9 protein-coding genes are annotated in these 14,512 nt (G+C 38.0%); 6 read left to right on the top strand and 3 right to left on the bottom strand.

The genetic code is table 11. The features are described from left to right. The first annotated feature begins 366 nt into the window (after window positions 1-366). Together QNM16_RS06325 and QNM16_RS06320 are read left to right on the top strand one after the other, a co-directional pair. The gene (locus QNM16_RS06325) at window positions 367-786 is read left to right on the top strand and encodes an AraC family transcriptional regulator (protein ID WP_284019696.1); all 420 of its coding nucleotides are present in this window, start codon (window positions 367-369) and stop codon (window positions 784-786) included. Between the two features lie 72 nt (window positions 787-858). After that, window positions 859-1,266, top strand: a complete 408-nt coding sequence (locus tag QNM16_RS06320) for a VOC family protein (RefSeq protein ID WP_284019695.1) — start codon at window positions 859-861, stop codon at window positions 1,264-1,266. Between the two features lie 345 nt (window positions 1,267-1,611). Here the strand turns inward: QNM16_RS06320 and QNM16_RS06315 are convergent, their stop codons facing one another. Beyond that, entirely contained in the window at window positions 1,612-2,826 is a 1,215-nt protein-coding gene (locus QNM16_RS06315; protein ID WP_284019694.1) for a serine hydrolase domain-containing protein, read from the bottom strand. A 318-nt stretch (window positions 2,827-3,144) separates the two neighbouring features. Here QNM16_RS06315 and QNM16_RS06310 point away from each other — a divergent pair, with 318 nt between their 5' ends. Continuing rightward, window positions 3,145-3,549, top strand: a complete 405-nt coding sequence (locus tag QNM16_RS06310; RefSeq protein ID WP_284019693.1) for a DUF1801 domain-containing protein — start codon at window positions 3,145-3,147, stop codon at window positions 3,547-3,549. Between the two features lie 118 nt (window positions 3,550-3,667). Here QNM16_RS06310 and QNM16_RS06305 read toward each other — a convergent pair whose 3' ends face one another. Continuing rightward, entirely contained in the window at window positions 3,668-4,402 is a 735-nt protein-coding gene (locus QNM16_RS06305) for a hypothetical protein (protein ID WP_284019692.1), read from the bottom strand. 680 nt (window positions 4,403-5,082) lie between these two features. Here QNM16_RS06305 and QNM16_RS06300 point away from each other — a divergent pair. After that, window positions 5,083-7,083 carry a serine hydrolase domain-containing protein gene (locus QNM16_RS06300; RefSeq protein WP_284019691.1) on the top strand — a complete coding sequence of 667 codons (2,001 nt, stop codon included), beginning with the start codon at window positions 5,083-5,085 and terminating at the stop codon, window positions 7,081-7,083. Between the two features lie 137 nt (window positions 7,084-7,220). Here the strand turns inward: QNM16_RS06300 and QNM16_RS06295 are convergent, their stop codons facing one another. Next, on the bottom strand, window positions 7,221-8,771 hold the full coding sequence (locus QNM16_RS06295; RefSeq protein ID WP_284019690.1) for a serine hydrolase: 1,551 nt from the start codon (window positions 8,769-8,771) through the stop codon (window positions 7,221-7,223). A 201-nt stretch (window positions 8,772-8,972) separates the two neighbouring features. On the opposite strand from QNM16_RS06295, the gene QNM16_RS06290 reads away from it, so the two are divergent. Together QNM16_RS06290 and QNM16_RS06285 are read left to right on the top strand one after the other, a co-directional pair. Then, complete coding sequence (locus QNM16_RS06290; RefSeq protein ID WP_284019689.1) at window positions 8,973-10,436, top strand: LytR/AlgR family response regulator transcription factor; 1,464 nt, start codon at window positions 8,973-8,975, stop codon at window positions 10,434-10,436. A gap of 841 nt (window positions 10,437-11,277) precedes the next feature. Then, on the top strand, window positions 11,278-14,145 hold the full coding sequence (locus QNM16_RS06285; protein WP_284019688.1) for a TonB-dependent receptor domain-containing protein: 2,868 nt from the start codon (window positions 11,278-11,280) through the stop codon (window positions 14,143-14,145). Window positions 14,146-14,512 lie beyond the last annotated feature (367 nt).

Below are 14,512 nucleotides of genomic sequence, written 5' to 3'. Positions count from 1 at the left end.
ACTTGTTGCATTGCTTTTGCTAATTAATGCAAAGGATCAGTATCTTTTGTGCTCCTTTTTATGGTTCAGTTTAAAATCGAATCTTTTGTTTTATAACAAGACCCTTCCGTTTGAGATACAGTGGTATGATGCTTTAACGAACCATGGTGAGACGGAAAATACTTGGTTAAAAATGCATCTGTAGTTTTAATTGTCCAGAGTGGGAAGTGCTGGGCTTTTCACATTCGATAGATGTATATCTAGACTTTACTGGTTGGCGAAACTTAGCTTAAGCCTCTCTGCGACTAGAACGTCAACGAAGAGGAATTGTTATTTTTGAGACTTTTTTAACGATGTGATTAAGCTACTCTAATAAAAGGATATGTTATGGTGACTAACAACAAATACAAAAGGCTAGACGCTTGTAGGGATTTTATAGTAGATAATTATCATGAAACGCTTAGTTTATCTGTTATTGCAAAACACTCATGTATGTCACCATACCATTTCTTGCGTGTTTTTAAGGATACCTATGGTGAAACACCAAATGAATACTTGATACGGCTTAGGGTCGAACAAGCGAAGAAAATGCTCATTACGGAGCAATGCAGTGTTTCTGAGGTTTGTGAAAAAGTAGGTTATACAAGCCTTGGTAGCTTTTCCTCTTTATTTGTTAAGCAAGTTGGTCTAACGCCGACTTCATATCGTCGCAAGCTGTGGGCTTTATCAGCAGAAGCATATTGTTTTCCCTCTCAAGCGATACCTGCGTGTTATGCATACCATTTTTTGGGTAAATTGGTGAAATGAGCAAGATTGAAGAAATACTCTGTTAATTATTTTTGTAAGATGAAGATGATTTAACAAATAGGGAATATATAGATGATCACATCCATAGCACACGCAACAATTTATGTACTCAATCAAGATGATGCGCTTGATTTTTATAAAAATAAACTTGGCTTTGAAGTAGGGGATGATATGAAGGTGGAGGGGGGCTTTCGATGGTTGACAGTGCACCCAAAATCTAAGCCGCAGCTCCAATTAGTGTTAGCTGAGCCCAAAGAAGGGCCAATGTTTAGTAAAGATGCGGCAGATAAAATACGCAGTCTAATTGCAGAAGGAGCATTTGGGGCGGGTGTTTTTGAAACAGAAAACTGCCATAAAACATATGATGAACTTATTGCTAATGGCGTCGAGTTTATCCAACCGCCAACAGAGCAGCTGTATGGCATTGAGGCCTTAGCTGTAGATAACTCTGGGAACTGGTTTAGTCTGGTCCAACGTTGAGTGAAATCTAATGAGGGCGCCGTTACTGGCGTTCTTTATTGGCATGGCTTATTTTTTCCAATAGTAAGGAAAACATGAAAATACTATTTGGACCATACTGTTAAGTTTAAAAAGTCGGAAGTTTAATGAGTATTTCATTACGTATTTGTATTTGCATATCTAACATGTTGTTTTTTCGCTGAACTCTTAATGTACCTTGCTTTAGCTGTAAAAAGTGGCAATGTACTTTCCTAAGCTTAAGACGTATATAAATTATGTATAAAAGAGCTGGCGACTTTTGAACTTAGTATTGTGCCAACTCTTTTGAATAACGTTATCTCTGCGCAGCCTTATTCGGCTCTGTTTTTAAATAAATGCGGGCAGAATGTGCTCAGCGATTATTTGTTGGAAAGGAATGCTGTTATCATTTGCCGTATGTACTATCAGCAAATCTAGTTCTTCAACTATCATAATGAGTTGGCCATTCCCGCCTTGAGCTGAAATACCCACATAGCTTTTTTCTCCAACATTCAAGTTGACCCCCCACCAAAAATAGCCATATCCTTGCTTAGATACATCTTTACCCCCCCAATGCACCTCATCATCACCAGTCATAACAAGCCTGCTCATACCATCAGTAATAAACTTCTCAGGTATAATTTGCTCGCCTTGCCACTTTCCTTTATTCATGGCAAGAGTGCCCCATTTGACCATATCTCTAGATGTCATACTGGTGCGCCAACCCGCTTCAGGCAGGCCTGATGCTCCGTTTGTTCGCCATCTAAAATTATTGATCCCCATTTTATTGAGTAACTCTTTTTTGATAAAATCTTTTGCTGATCCAGGTACAGATGCTTCAAGTACATGCATGACCAAGAGCGGGCCATAGCCGTACTTGAATGTTTGACTGTCTGAAGTGATGGGTGAACTGTGTTCGAGTAATGTTTTAATTTCTCCTTGTCCCATTAATTGATTTGGTAATTGATCAATCTTTGCTCTTTGCGCATCACTAGTTCGAATACCTGAAGTCATAGTTAATGCGTGACGTAAGGTTATTTTATTCGCGCTTTTTTTAACGGATTTATCTAAGTTTAACTCAGTAAGGAAACTTGTGATTGGCTTGTCTAAATCCTCCATGGAGAGGTAACCTAATTGGATAGCTCGACCAAGTGCTAAGCCCGTGTAGGTTTTTGTTGCTGAAGCTTGATAATGGGGAAGATTAGCTCGTCCTTTTGCATAATAGGATTCTAAAACAAGCTTCCCCTTATGTGAGATCAAGAGACTGTCGTAATGGCCATGTTTATATGCTGCAAGGTCATTTGCAAACTGCATGAGCATTTTTTTATTACCACCATAATTTCCTAGTTTACCAACAGGGATGCCGTCCTGTTTATCTTTTGGAGATGTATCAATAAATGCTTTATCAAGATAGGGAATTTCTGAATACCCGATATGTGCATCGGCTTTTGCAACTTCAGGCGCTATGTGTATATTTTCCTTACTGTTTGCTGAAGTAAGGCCGCTATAGCTGGATAAGACAGCAATGGTGAGTAAGCTTTTCACTGCGCATTTTATAATCATTATTTATCCTTGTTACCTTGTTGATAATTATTATTTAAACTGGATTGAGGTGATTTACGTTCGTTATTATTCAAACCAGTTCATCTGCTGCTAATTACTATAACGAAATAACAAAGATGGGCTTGAACTCTCTATGATTTTTAGATTACAACTTGATGATTGGAATTATATTTATATATATCAATAATTTGAGTTTTTTTGATTGCAGTTAGGTTAAGTGAAACTCGGTTTTTTCAAAGCGTTTATGCTGATTATCTGTTTGTTTTGAGGCTTAAGTTTTGTAGTTTAGATGAATTGAGGTAAAAGTGGAGTATAAAAATGGATAGGGCGGTTAAAGCATGCTGGCAGCATTACCCAGAGCATGTACGAGACCGGCTTGAATTACTTCGAGAGGTAATTTTTCAAGTTGCCCATGAACTTGATTTGGGTGATGTTGAAGAGTCTCTTAAGTGGGGAGAGCCAAGCTATAAAGTAGCATTAGGTAGTCCGGTAAGAATCGATTGGAAGCCGAAGACTCCTAATAATTACTTTCTGTACTTTCATTGCCAAACAAAGTTGGTTGATACCTTTCGAGAGCTATATAGTGAAGCGCTCGAATTTAATGGTAATAGAGCGATAGTGTTACCTTTAACTGAGCCCTTGCCAAAAAGTATCATCAAACATTGTTTAGAATTGGCGCTTACCTATCAGCAGAGGAAGCATTTACCACTTTTGGGTGTTTAGCTATGACTTAAGCTCTAACGATTAACGACGGCTTGTTCTTTAATGCTTGGTGTTAAGCAACTCTTTAAATGTACTTGCTAGCAATGCAATTTGGTTTTATGTCTACACCAATTAGATTTTAAAGTTTTTCTCGGGATGTTTTGATTGATGTATCCAAGGCCAGCAAGGTTGAGCTGGTCAAATCAAAAGTATAAAACTGGGGAGATTGGCCTTCTTGCGATATAAGCAACTTATTGTTTTCAATTGTTCTAAATGATCCGACGTCTTCCAATATTAGGCTTAAGTCTTTGCCATCAAAGGTTGAGGTAAATAACTTGGCTGAATCTTCATGGTCAAGATACCCATTTCGATTAGTGTCTTCATTAATGATCCGGTAAATGTTTTTATTTAATAAGTGGTTCTCTTCACTTGATGAAAACCTTGCCTTTGAAAACTCAAGTAGTAGTCCGTCTTTTCTCAATAACATATGTGGTTTGCTATTTTCTCTTACAAACATCAAGTTAACGGCGTTTCTGGATAAGAAGTGTCCGTTATATAAGTCATGCGACACTTTTGAGCCTGTAAACATAGAATAAATCTCACTGTTATGATGTTGAGTAATATCAATTTCTTTGGAGATCAACTCAAAAATGTACACATCTCTTAACTTTGTTGAATACTCTTTTGTGTACTGTGTTTGTTTAATTTGCTCTTGAGTATCACTGTTATCGACGAGTGCAATTTTAGGTGGTTCATATCTGTGGTCGAAGAAATCTGAAATAAACTCGATGGAAATGACGACTATAAAAAGTGTCACCGCCAAAAAGAATAAGACGTGATTAGATTTTTTTATGAAGTTTAGCGCGTTATCCATAATATTCCTTGGAAAGTAGATATGTATTCCTGCTGTGCTTATTTAAAAAGATCATAGCGAAGATGGCACAAGTACTGTTCGATTGAATTTAAGATCGAATATTGAGTGTATATTTATGTCTGAGTTTTTGATAATCAAGGTAGGATTGTAACTTCACCTAACATTTGTGCTCTAACATGAATAAATTTATATATTTTATAAAAGAGCAAAACCATAGAGTTATACCTCATAGTTATCCAGTGCTCTGTTTGGGAGGGGATTCGAGTTTTACCTTTTTCAACTGCACCCTTCTATTTTAGGGTGTTAGCTGTAATTAAAGGCGTTACAACCTAAGGGACAGATTATTATTTCCTTGGCTACTATTAAATGTGTGATGAAAAATACCAAAAAAATCACGAGTTAGTAGCCGTCGGTTTCCATTGAAAAATTACTTGGCGCACTTAAGAGCATTTTTTACATTATGTAAGATGGGCGCGTTGATTAACAAAAAGCACTTCTACAAAGCGTTTTTGTAAACGTCTAGTACATAATGCTCAGTTACAGTGTTTATATCAGAGTAGGTATTCTTATGTTGGCGATATGAATATACACTGTCGCCATGAGTGTTACGAACTGCTTTTATCATTTGGATATAGTGGTCACTATTTTTGAGTAAAATGATAAACAAGCAAGGTTGCTACATGAAGACACAAAAAGCTATTTCGTTATCTACTGCCACTTTTCTGTTTCTACTTTTTGTCACTAGCCTTTTTGCTGCTCAAAGTGCAAATGCCAATACATCTATTGATGGCGGAGGCAAAACAATGGAGACGCAAGCGCTAATCGGGTTAGAGCAGTATGTCGACTCTTTGATAGAGCGGGGCATGGCACAGCATTCAATACCAGGTGTCAGCCTTGCCATTGTTAAAGGTGACGACGTAGTAATGCTCAAAGGCTATGGTTATGCTGATGTGAGTAGTCAAAAGAAAGTTGACCCCCATACGACCTTGTTCCGTATAGGGTCAGTTACTAAAACGATGACCGCTATTGCGGTTATGCAATTGGTAGAGCAGGGTAAGCTTGCTCTTGATGTTGATATTAATGAATATCTAACTGAGTTCAAAATTCCAAATACATTTGAAGCGCCAATAACTATTGCTGCTTTACTCAGCCACCGAGCTGGCTTTGAAGAAGCGGACGCAGGTCATTTAATCAGCGACCGGCCTGAACACATGCTAAGTACACCTCAATATCTGGCTAAATACATGCCAAAAAGAATTTGGCCTGTTGGTTACAACATGTCTTATTCAAATTATGGGTTTGGTTTGTTGGGGCACTTGATAGAGCAAAAATCGGGTATGGATTTGGCCTCCTATATGAAGCAGAACATGTTTGCTCCTCTAACTATGAAAAATACCACGCTACGTGAACCGCTTGGTAGCAGCTATGGTGCTGCCAATATGAATGACACTCTGCGGCAACAGCTGGCAACGGGGTATTTCAAAGACACTGTTGGACGAAATTTGGCAAAGCCGTTTGAATTTCTAGGGCACATTGGCGGTGCCGGAGCGGTCTCTTCAACTGCACATGATATGGCACTGTATATGCGTGCCCTGATGCGTGAAAACAATCAACTAGTCTCGCCATTAACCAACGAAAGCATGAAGCACAGGCTTTATGACGATAGAACGCTCGCTGCAGATGTCGTTCATGGTATGTTTGAAGGTCACTTTAGAGGGCATCATTACTACCATCATTCGGGGGCTACGCTCACGTTCTCATCTAATATGGTAATTTACCCCGAGTTACAGTTGGGTATTTTTATCGCGAGTAATGTGGTTGGCGGAGCCGCTCATTTAGCAGACTCTTTACCTAAGGTTATTCTAAATAAGTACTATCAAAGTAAACCGTTAAAGTTAGTTGAATCAACTGCGGCTGGTGCCTATAGCCAGTTTCTGTCAGTGCCTGTTGCCACGCGTAAGTTAGAGGAATATACCGGATCTTGGTTGAGTACCCGCCGCTCTTACACTCAGTTAGAAAAAATGGCTGCTTTGGATAGTTCAGTGACAATTTCACTCGATGCACAGGGTGATTTGAAAATGCGTCGTTTGGGAAGCAATGTGTCATTTAAACTTAAACGACTCCAAGAAAATGTATTTCAAGCAGAGTCTTATCACGGTTCTATTTTTTATTTTTATCCAGATAGCTCAGGAAAAATAGCACGCTTCTCCGCAAGTATGTGGTCTGGTGACTATGAAAAGATGAGCTTGTCGCAAAGCCCGTTTTTCTTTTATTTTGTTTTGATGTTTACTTCATTATTTGCTCTGTCTACGTTAATAACCACAGGTAATCGAAAGAGCCGAGTGAAGCACCTCAGTATATTCGAAAATACAGCTTGTATCTCTGCGGGTTTGATATTGCTTACCGTGACTGGCTTTATTTTCATGAATTCCGGTTTGGTGTTGGACGAATATAATTTCTTATTAAATTTCCCGACACTTGAAGTGAAGTTTTTACTTTGCTTGGTATTAATCGTTAGTGTTACTACGTTAGTTAAGGTGGTTGGACTGGCATTTATTTGGCGTATGGCAGAACTAGGGTGGATGCACAAGCTTCTCTATTCGATTTTCACGCTGAGCTGTATAAGCTTTTTATATGTTTTTTGGGTATGGAATGGGATAGGGTTTAAGTACACCAGTTAAGACAATTAGCTGAATAGACTCAGTCATACGCAAGCTCTGCGTATAAAAGCTTTTTGTGTTGAGCCCACCACCATATCACTGTTGCTGAATGATAAGTGGGCTCATTTGAGTCTAAAAGATAGCGCAAAGCCTTGCTGCTACTTGCTCACTTTTTTTAGGTTTAAATCATGAAAGTTATAAGAAAAATCAGTGCTAGAACTTACAGCTTTCATTTTGAATCCGCTAACCTTACCGTCGAAGTCGACGTCAAAGTTAACAAACGCATCTGCATTCAGTGTTCGGTCATGCCATTTTGCAACAAATCGGTTGCCTTCTAGATGGTCAAGCTCACCAGTTAAAGCATTACCACGAGAAAACTTAATATTAAGCTCAGAGCCTGTCACTGTGACATCCACTGTGCCATACCAATCATCCTTGTAAGTACCGGCATATTGAACCAGTGCCATAGGCGGTTTGGTTGTGCTCAGTTGCAAAGGCTTTGCTGTTTTCTTTTGCTGTTTTTTGTAGGCTTCGTATCGTTTGTTGCCTTCTATGTACACATCAATGTAATTTGTGGGCTGTGCTTCAATATAGTGTTCTAGGATAGTTGCGGTTAGACCTTGAGCTGCTCGTGACCATTGATTTGTAAGCGCAATAACAGCAACATCTTTTTCAGGTAAAAAAGCGATATGCGAGGTCATGCCTTGTACCGCACCGCCATGAGAAACATGGAGGTGGCCATGAAAGTCCATCAAATTCCAACCTAATCCATATGCTTGAAAATGTGTCTGCGCGTATTTTTGATCAATATAAGAGACTTTCTTTAAAGTCACAGGCTTCCACAGTTCTGCGTGTTGTTTTTCAGAAAGCAAGTTTTGCCCATCAGGTAGTTTTCCTTTGGAAAGAAATAGCTGTGCCCACTTTGCCATACCTGCTATGTCACAATTAATCTGGGTATCATCTTTGAAAAAAGTGGTTTTGAGCTCACCATCCACTTCCATATGCGGTATTGCACGTTTACTTGGTATTTTAATTCGAGTCGGGCTTGCTACACAGTTAGTCATTTGTAGCGGTGTTAATAATGCTTTTTCGACATATTCGTCCCAAGGCATCTTGGTGATTGCGCGTATCACTTCTTCGGCGACAATATACATTAAATTGACATAGGAATATTCAGAACGAAATGAACTAGTTGGTTTTAAATACTTTAATGCTGAGATGATTTCATCAGGCGTTGCGTGTGCCTGTGCATCAGGCCATTGTAATAAGTCCCCAGCTCCCAGAGGCAAACCAGAGCGATGAGTTAACAAGTCGCGAATAGTAAACTCTCTTGTTACCCAAGGATCATACATTTGAAAGTGCGGCAGATAATCAATGACCTTATCGTCCCAGCTGAGTTTATTTTCATCTACGAGTAATGCCAATGCCGCAGTTACAAATGATTTTGAAATTGACGCGACCTGAAATAGGGTACCCGTGTTTACTGGTGTGTTGTTTTCAATAGATTGAACGCCATAGCCTTTCGCATGGACCACTTCTCCACTTTTTACAACTGCCAATGCAATTCCTGGCACATTAAGTTCGTTTGTTGCTTTTTCAACAAGTGCATCTATTTGTTTTGGCGTTAACTGTGCACTTAGACATAGTGGAGAAAAAATTAACTGTGATAAGACGATTCCTGTATATACAGACTTTTTGATATAGTTCATTTAAATAGACCCTTTAAAGCAATTTACTAATTGATAAGGACATTACCAATTACTTCTTACTTTTCCAGTACTTATATGCAAGCGGTGGCGTTTCTTCTGCAAAAGGCAGCAAAACTTATCAGTATGTGCGTTCGACAATTCTTGAATCCCATTGTGATAAATATCAAGCAGATATGTGGATGCTTGTTGGTTATTTTTAGCATGATATTTTCTACACAACTCGTAGCAGGTGAGTTTAATAAGTATTTTATTCAAGACGTTAGGGTTTGTTATGATGAAAATGAAAAGCTGTCTTTAAAGTCGTTTTTTCTTCAAAACTGTAAAACGATGCCTCTAGGCGAGGTAAAGCTGAGTAATAAGTTAACTTGGATAGGCACCACGTTTGACATAGACGCACCTGAGCTGATCGATAAACCAATTGGGTTGTTTTTTTCTGCCCAAGCGGCGGCTGAGTTTTACTTTAATGGCGAATTAATAGGCCGAAATGGTTATCCTTCTTCTCAACCTGATGAAGAGCGGCCAGGTGTGATGGACTTTGTAACTTATATACCTAAAGGACTATTGAAGCAGCAAAATGAGTTAGTTATTAAACTGTCATCTCACCATAAAGCATTTGATATCAGTCGTTCAATTGGGCTTGCGATAGTTACATACTATGATTCACCTCAAGATATTGTATTGCGTCACTATCTACCTACATTGGTTCCGTTAGGTGTTTTGATCATTGGTTTTGTTTTCTCAAGCTTGTTGGTGTTGCAAGACTTAAGTTCAAGGCGAAATGCTTTTTGGCTTCCTTTACTCTCTTTGCTAGTAGCACTTCAACTATTGACTGAAGTGTCAAGGGGATTCGTCGCATATGAATACCCTTATCATGAGATTAGATTGATGGTTATTTTATTACTGGGGACGTTGAGCGGTCTGAGTTTGCTGTTATATATCATAGATGGTTTTGTAAAGAATCATCGTAAGAGCTGCTTTTTCCTATCCATGTTATTGACGTTTATTTTTATTTATCTGGGCAGTACGATAGAAGACAAAACCGTGCTCGCCATTCAAGTGCCTGCTGGTATCAGCTTTTTAATCACAGCTTTTCAAGTATTTAATAGGCAGGGAAATACGAGAAAACATGCAGGTGCACTTTTTATATTTTTTATCATAATTGCGGTGAACCCTAATCAATTCCTTGATCTCTATTTCTACTATTTTGTTGCTGCGCTTTTATTGTTCTTTTTTGTTCAACATGCAATTGCATATAAACACGAGCAATCTCAAAAGCAGATTGCACAGCAAAGAGCTGATCAGCTACAACAAGCATTAGATGAGTATAGTGAGCAGCAGACCCCATCTAAGATAAAACTAAATCTTTCGGATAAAAATGAATTGGTGTCATGTGACAGCATTTGCTTTGTTAAGGGGGCGAGAGATTATGTGGAAATTTGCTTAATAGATGAACGAAATGTGTTGCACAACGAGACTTTGACTATTATGGAAAAAAAATTGCCCGCAACGTTTCTACGCATACATAGATCATACATTGTAAACAAACAATTCATTCAGTCGCTGCAAAAACTTCCATCAGGCGGTGGGGAGCTCACACTGAGTTCGGGTGATATTGTGCCTGTTAGCAGGCGGATCATGCCTAAGGTTAGAAAACAGCTTATGTAATACTGTCAGTTATGCCATTGATTTTTAGACACTCGAATTAGATATGATTGTTATTCAGTTCTAAATTTTATCAACTTTTTATTTTTGATTGCAGACAGGTTTAGGTATTACTCTGTAGGTTAACGCAGTTATGTATATCTTTGTTGCTATAACAATAGCCTAATTAAATATTGTCTTTTATAGGGGTGTAAAGTCGTTACTATTTATAGGGGTGTAAAGTCGTTACTATTTATAGGGTGGAAAGCTCCTTTAATATGTCTGCTTAGACTGTGGTGGATATATTTTTAGTTATCACTCAAAACATGAGAACAAAGAGATTTTAATTAAAATTTTAATTCACAATGTTAACCTTCCTACGTTTTTACTTCTATTGATATACCTTTGTGATTTTTTGTAATTGATTTTTGTGCTTAATAAGCTTTATTGGTGTGAATTTTAGCTTAATAAAAAGTTTTATAAAGCCTGCTTTTTGTTCATTTAATAAAGTTTTTAAATTTTACTTAAAGATTTTTTCAAAAATCACCCTTGGTTTTTAAAGTGCTTTCAAAAAGCTTTTTAAAGCCTGTTTCTACTTCGTTTTCCATTGTTTTTATTAGTTTTTATTGTTTCTTTACCTTTAGGGTTAGGCTTTTTTTAATTATGGTTTTAATGAGGTTTTCAATTAAATTTTTTATAAGTTGTTTGTTTTTATTTATATTGTTTTTTTGAATTAAAGTGGTGGTTTTTACCTGATTTGCAAACAGGTTTTTTAGGTATTACTATGGTTGAAGTGTTGGGGTTTTAATGCCTTTTTTATAATGTTTTATTAAAGGTAGTCTTTAAATATAAAAAGGAAGTAATTATGGGGAAGAATAGAAATTTAAAACCAGTTAGTATGGCAGTTAAACTGATGTGTTTAGGCGCACTCACAACAGCTCCTGCTCATATTGCATTCGCGAATGATGAAGCGATAGAAAAAATTGAAGTGACAGGATCACGTATAATGCGTGAAGGTGCAATAGCTCCGAGTCCTGTTTCAGTGCTTTCAGGCCAAGATTTAGTTAATACAGGCGCTTTAAATATTGGTGAAGCATTAAATAAATTACCGAGTCTAAAACCGACATTTGGTATGCAAAATTCCGGTCGATTTATCGGTACATCTGGTCTTAATGTTTTAGACTTACGTGGTATGGGTGAAGATAGAACGCTGGTGCTTGTTAATGGCAAACGTCATGTTGCGAGTAGTGGGGGCTCTGCTCTAGTTGATACCAATACTATTCCTACAGCTTGGGTTGACCGTGTTGAGGTTATTACTGGTGGTGCTTCTGCTATATATGGAGCAGATGCGGTAACAGGTGTTGTCAACTTTATCCTCAAAAAGAACATCGAAGGGTTTTCAGTTGCTGCAACTCATGGTGAAGCAGAGAATTCAGATTACGATAATCAAAAGTTTAGTATTTCTTTTGGTCAGGATTTCTCTGATGGGAGAGGTAACTTCGGTATTTCTTATGAGTTTGCCACTCAGTCAAGATTAAACGCACTCGATAACGAATTTACTAATCATGCTGTACGTGAATTGACTAATTTTGAACGTGATCCTAATAGACCTGACGCGTTAGATAATCCAGATGAAAAATTTTATGATAATGCTGGTTTCTTTAATCTAACTGAGTCTGGTGTATTTAACGCAGGTGGTATCTATTATACATTTAACGAAGATGGTTCTCCGCGCCCAATGCAGTTAGATTATAACAAGTTGGATGGGCTTGCTTGTGTAGATTGTGAGTTTTTAAATTTACGAAAGTTTACTGAGATTCAACCAAGCTTTGATCGCCATATTGTCAATTTCAAAACAAATTATGACATTAATGATGACACCAATATATATTTAGAAGGTAAGTTTGCAAGTATCGAGTCTGAAAATTGGGGGCAGCCTAGTTTTCATACACGCTCAGGTATCACACTCTCGAGAGATAACGCATTTTTGCACCCTCAAACAGCTCAGATAATGGACTCAACTCTAGATGATGAAGGTAATCCATTAACAGCACTTCGTATTAACCGTTTTAATGAAGATATCGGCCGTCGTTTTGAAATTAGCACCCGTGAAACAACACGCTTTGTGCTTGGTATTGAAGGGGTTGTGGCAGAAGATTGGGATTATGAAGTATTTTTAAACTCTGGTACAACAGAAATTGAACGTGCTAATCACAACAACTTGGTTAGGCCAAATTTCCAAGCTGCTATAGACGCTGTATTTGATGACAATGGTAATGTGGTTTGTCGTGATGCACAAGCACGAGCTAACGGCTGTGAGCCAATGGACATTATGGGCTTTAACCGTCCAAGCCAAGAATCTATTAATTACGTAAATACGGTGTCTGTTGGTACTGTAAAGGTTGAGCAGTTAAATGCTGGTGCAAGTTTGGCCAATGGCGGTTTGTTTGAACTTCCTGCCGGTCCAGTGGGCGTTGCATTTGGTGTCGAGTATCGCGAAGAAAAGAGTCGTCAAAGAGAAGATGAGAATGCCAAATCAGGAGAAACTTTCTTTAACTCTTTAGGAGAAGATGAAGGTGAATACGATGTGTCAGAAGTGTTCTTCGAAACATCAATCCCCCTATTAGGTGATGTTTTACTTGTTGATACATTGACATTAGAGCTTGCTAGTCGATATGCCGATTACAGCACTGTTGGTGACGTAACGAGTTGGAAAGTAGGCTTAGATTGGCAGGTATATGACGATTTAAGATTCCGCTCTACTTTAGCTGAAGCAATCCGAGCGCCAAATATCGGCGAATTGTTTGGTGCAACAAGTGAGACTTTCTACGGTGTAGATGATCCTTGTAGAGTGAAAAACTTAAATCAAGTAACTGGTGCGACTCAAGAACAAAGAAAAGCGAATTGTGCAGCTTTAGGTGTTCCAGCTGGATTCGATGATTCATATGATTCAGCGAGAATAAGAGGAGCGCAGTCAGGTAATAAAGAGCTTACTCCAGAGGAGTCAACCAGCTATACCATAGGTGCTGTTTTTACGCCTGAGTTTGTTGATGGGCTAACATTTACAGTCGACTATTGGAATATTGAGCTAGAAGATTCAATTAGCTATGTGTTATCACAGCAAATTGTAAATCGATGCGTGGATGCACAGAGCATTGATAATCAGTATTGTGCTTTGATAACTCGCGCTGACGACGGAAGAATGACGCTTATTAAAAATACTGCACTGAATATTGCTAAGCAAAAATCTTCTGGTGTCGATTTTGAGATTAACTATGATGTTAAGACAAGTTTAGGTGATTTTAAAACTCGTTTGATGGCAACGCGCTTAATTGAACGTCAGCGCTTCCCGTTCCAAGATGAAGTGAACGAGTTTGAGGAGTATGCTGGCGTAGATACTGAGCCTTCATGGTCAGGGGCGCTTGATATTGGCTATGAATATGAAAACGTTTTTGCTAGTTGGAAAATGCGTTATGTTGAAAAAACTAGCCGTTTCCGTCCAGATGAGTTGGAGAAAAACCCAAATCCATCCAATCATATGGAATGGCCTACTTATATCGTGACTGACATTTCTGGTGGTTATAACTTTGATAATGGTATGTCAGTTAAGCTGGGTATAGACAACCTCTTTAATAAAGAGATGATAAAATATACAACAGGAACCACGCTAGAAGGTGGTACTTATGACAATATAGGCCGCTTTGGTTATGTTCAACTTTCATATAAATTCTAATTCGTAATTTTTACTTTAAAAAGGCATGCTTTAGCATGCCTTTTTAAATAGTAACTTGTCACTTAATCATATTTAATTAAATTTTTAAGTTGGTATGTAACGGGAGTTTCTATTTTCTATATTTATACCTTCCATAACCAAATGTATTATTCACATTTTTCTATTCTTAAACTGGTTTTTAGCAGTCTATAAATAGGCTAAATCGCACATGCTGTTGGCATTGACATAAATTAAGTCATGAGATGTATGCTTGTTAATAGCATGGCTATATCAGGTTGAAGTAAAGTTTAAACCCTGTAGATATGAGGGTTTAGTGATAAGTCGATTTGACAATAACATTGTGATCAGAGCTATGGAATATTTTAAA

This window comes from Pseudoalteromonas umbrosa, from assembly GCF_030125375.1.
GTDB lineage: Bacteria > Pseudomonadota > Gammaproteobacteria > Enterobacterales > Alteromonadaceae > Pseudoalteromonas > Pseudoalteromonas umbrosa.
Note: the sequence above shows the minus strand (reverse complement) of the source record. Positions and strands in the feature narration are given on the sequence as shown.

Coding starts and splice junctions, on each gene's coding strand:
- QNM16_RS06325 (WP_284019696.1), top strand. CDS start 367: ATGGTGACTAACAACAAATACAAAAGGCTAGACGCTTGTAGGGATTTT.
- QNM16_RS06320 (WP_284019695.1), top strand. CDS start 859: ATGATCACATCCATAGCACACGCAACAATTTATGTACTCAATCAAGAT.
- QNM16_RS06315 (WP_284019694.1), bottom strand. CDS start 2,826: ATGATTATAAAATGCGCAGTGAAAAGCTTACTCACCATTGCTGTCTTA.
- QNM16_RS06310 (WP_284019693.1), top strand. CDS start 3,145: ATGGATAGGGCGGTTAAAGCATGCTGGCAGCATTACCCAGAGCATGTA.
- QNM16_RS06305 (WP_284019692.1), bottom strand. CDS start 4,402: ATGGATAACGCGCTAAACTTCATAAAAAAATCTAATCACGTCTTATTC.
- QNM16_RS06300 (WP_284019691.1), top strand. CDS start 5,083: ATGAAGACACAAAAAGCTATTTCGTTATCTACTGCCACTTTTCTGTTT.
- QNM16_RS06295 (WP_284019690.1), bottom strand. CDS start 8,771: ATGAACTATATCAAAAAGTCTGTATATACAGGAATCGTCTTATCACAG.
- QNM16_RS06290 (WP_284019689.1), top strand. CDS start 8,973: ATGATATTTTCTACACAACTCGTAGCAGGTGAGTTTAATAAGTATTTT.
- QNM16_RS06285 (WP_284019688.1), top strand. CDS start 11,278: ATGGGGAAGAATAGAAATTTAAAACCAGTTAGTATGGCAGTTAAACTG.